The 3,169-nt window shown below is 69.3% G+C and carries 3 protein-coding genes; all 3 read right to left on the bottom strand.

The genetic code is table 11. The annotated features are described in order from the left end of the window. Nucleotides 1–332: 332 nt before the first annotated feature. On the bottom strand, nucleotides 333–1,061 hold the full coding sequence (locus ACE3OK_RS12295) for a pseudouridine synthase (RefSeq protein WP_374249841.1): 729 nt from the start codon (nucleotides 1,059–1,061) through the stop codon (nucleotides 333–335). A 37-nt stretch (nucleotides 1,062–1,098) separates the two neighbouring features. Then, on the bottom strand, nucleotides 1,099–1,983 hold the full coding sequence (locus tag ACE3OK_RS12290) for an alpha/beta fold hydrolase (RefSeq protein WP_374249840.1): 885 nt from the start codon (nucleotides 1,981–1,983) through the stop codon (nucleotides 1,099–1,101). 9 nt (nucleotides 1,984–1,992) lie between these two features. Continuing rightward, nucleotides 1,993–3,169 (bottom strand): MFS transporter (locus tag ACE3OK_RS12285; RefSeq protein ID WP_374249839.1); only part of this gene is annotated, 1,177 nt, incomplete at its 5' end.

Below are 3,169 nucleotides of genomic sequence, written 5' to 3'. Positions count from 1 at the left end.
CCACGAATCGCAGATTTGAAAGTGAACAGGAAAGTCAATGAAATCAACGATCTACCAACACCACCTCCGCGCCAGTGCTAGCTTTTCGTACCGTCACTTATTGCACTGAAAACGAGGAGACCCCAAGCCGCTGACCGAACACCTGGCCGGCAAGCTCATGCAGGCCGGCGAGATGAGCCTGCAGGACGCGCTGCGCGAGATCCGCGCGTTCGAGGCGGCGGCCCCGGCGTTCGACGCCCGCTTTGAGCTGGCGGCTGCCAGTGCCCCGGGAATGCTACGGATTCAGTAGCGCCTCAGGCAGTCTGGGTGCGCCTGAACGGCACGATAATTCGTTAGCCGCGCCGCATCAACGACTCGACCTCTGCCGGGGTCAGCCAGCGCCACTGCCCGGGCGCCAACTCCGCCGGCAGTTCCAGGTCCCCCATGCGCGAGCGGTGCAGCGCCTCCACCCGGTTGCCCACCGCCGCCACCATGCGCTTGACCTGGTGGTATTTGCCTTCGGTGAGCGTCAGGCGCAGGTGCAGCGGCGACACCGCCTCGCAGGCCGCGGCGGCCACGGGCGCGGGGTCGTCGTCCAGCACCACGCCCTGCAGCAGGCGCTGGACCTGGGCGTCGTCCAGCGGGTGCTTGACCGTCACCTCGTAGACCTTGGGCACATGGTGCCTGGGCGAACCCATGCGGTGGATGAACTGGCCGTCGTCAGTCAGCAGCAGCAGGCCTGTGGTGTCCTGGTCGAGCCGGCCGACGGCCTGCACGCCCTGCACCGCGCCCTTTTGCGGCCGCTGGCGCAGCGGCGCGGGCAACAGGGTGTAGATGCTCGGCCAGGTGGACGGTTTTTGCGAGCATTCGGTGCCCGCGGGCTTGTGCAGCATGACGTAGGCGCGCTCGTGGTAGTCCCACGGCTGGCCCTGGACCGTGAAACGCAGGCCCTGCGTTTGGACGTTCAACGCCGCGTCCAGCACCACCTCACCGTCGATCGCCACCAGCCCATGCTGGATGAGCCCCGCGCACACGCGGCGGGTGCCGAAGCCTTGCGAATAGAGGACGTCCTGGAGTTGCACCGGGCAAGTATCGCAAACAGGCGCGGGAGTGCGCGGATCAGTCGGCAGGCACCGCCGGCGCGAAGCCCCATCCGTGCAGTGTCGCCAGCACGGCGGTGACCAGCGCCCGCGGGACGTCGAACATCATGTGGTGGCCCGCGTCGGGGATGTCGAAGGTCGTCAGGGTGCCTTCGGACCGCTCGACGATCTGGCGCTGCACGTCCGGCGGCACGGCCCCGTGCTCGGCCCGCACAAAAACGCCGCGGCAAGGCAGGGGCTTGAAGCCCCCGGGCATGTCCAGGCGGCGGTAGATGGCCGTGTCGAACTGCCAGGTCCAGCCACCTTCGGCCTCGCGCAGGGAATGCTCGGCGACATGGGCCCGCACGTACGGCAGGTTGGTGTTTTGCGGCGGGCGCGTGCGGTAGGCGCGCAGCGCGTCGGCACGGTTGGCAAAAATCCGGTTGGGCCGGTCGCCCCGCGTGGCGCGCTCGCGCAGCTCTTCATCGCTGCGGGCGCGCAGCAGGCTGTCCAGGATGATCAGGCCGTCGAAGACCTTCAGCCCCAGGTACAGGGTCTGCACGGCCGCCATGCCGCCCATGCTGTGCGCGACCACGACGCAGCGCCCGTCGGCGTTTTCGGCATCGATCACGCCCGCGATCTCATGCGCCCAGTCGGCCATGGCGTAGTCGTCGCGCCATCCGCTTTGGCCATGCCCGGACAGGTCGATCGCGACCGCGCGAAGGCCGCGGGCGACAAACGGCGCGATGTGGTCCCACCAGCGCGCGTTGGCCGCCGCGCCATGGACGAACAGCACGACGCGCCGGGCCTCGGGGTTCCAGACGCGGTAGTGGATGCTGGCGCCGCGCACCTGCACGGTCCGGGAAAGGGCGGGGGTCTGTATCGCGTGGGTGAACCACGCGGGGGGGCTGGCGGCAGTGCTCATGTCGGGGGTTCAGGTTTCGGCGGTGTCCATCGGCACGGCCTGGGGTGGGGGTGCGGCCCGCTTGCCGCGCAGGACCAGCGCCGGCAGCAGCGCGATGGCGAAGACGATGGCCAGCAGGTAGAAGATGTCGCGGAAAGCCTCTGAATAGGCCTGTGCGGCGATCATGGTGCCGAAGTAGTGAAGGGCACCGGCGGACTGCAGGTCGGGCGGTGCGCCGCCGGCGGCCAGCAGGCTGCCCACGCCGCGCAGCAGGTCCGCACCCGCGTTGCTGCGGGCCGCCGCGGTGATGGCGTCGCTGTGGAACGCCATGCGGTACTCCAGCGCCACGGACAGCCCGTTGACCCCGAACGCGCCGCCCAGCTGCCGCGCGAAGTTGATCAGGCCCGCGCCTTGCGCCAGCATGGCCGCCGGCAGCGCGCTGATGGCGGCCACGTTGAGCGACGGGTTGACCGCCCCCACCGCCACGCGGCCCACCGCCACGATCCCGGCCATGGCCAGGTAGGACGTGTCCACCCCGACCGTGGCCAGCGCGAACGACGACACCATGAACAGCAGGATGCCGGTCACGATCATCGTGCGGGCCGCCATGCGGTCGGCCAGGTAGCCCGAGATCGGCATCACCAGGCCGAGCAACAGCCCGCCGGGCAACAGGATCAGCCCCGCCTGCGAGGGGGTGGCCGACTGGACCGTCTGGGCGAACAGCGGAATGAGGTAGGTCGAGCCGAACAGCCCCGCGCCGAACAGGAACGACAACAGGATCGCCACGGCGAAGTCCGGCACCAGCATCGTGCGCACCTCCACCAGCGGCGACTCCACCCGCAGTTCGCGCAGCACAAAGGCCACGCCGCAGACCAGCGCGACGCCCACCATCAGCAGGATCTCGCTGGAGTTCCATCCCAGCCGCTGGCCGGTGGACAGCGCCACCAGCAGGCAGAAGATCGACGTGGTCACGAGCGTGAACGACAGCCAGTCGAACGGTTTGACGGGCTTGCCGGTGCCGGGCGCGGCGCGCTGGGGCAGGAAGATCGAGCCCAGCAGCAACGCGATGCTGGCAATGGGCACCGACACGTAGAAGATGGCGCGCCAGTTGAAGTATTCGATCACGATGCCGCCCACCACCGGCCCCATGGCCGGGCCGACGATGGCCACCAGGCCGAACATGCCCATGGCCTGGCCCTTGCGGTCG

It is taken from the genome of Thermomonas sp., assembly GCF_041905325.1.
GTDB lineage: Bacteria > Pseudomonadota > Gammaproteobacteria > Xanthomonadales > Xanthomonadaceae > Thermomonas.
This window is presented reverse-complemented; position numbering and strand designations above follow the sequence as displayed.

What these genes read in the sequence shown, in the direction of transcription:
- ACE3OK_RS12290 (WP_374249840.1), bottom strand. Translation starts at nt 1,983, where the DNA reads ATGAGCACTGCCGCCAGCCCCCCCGCGTGGTTCACCCACGCGATACAG.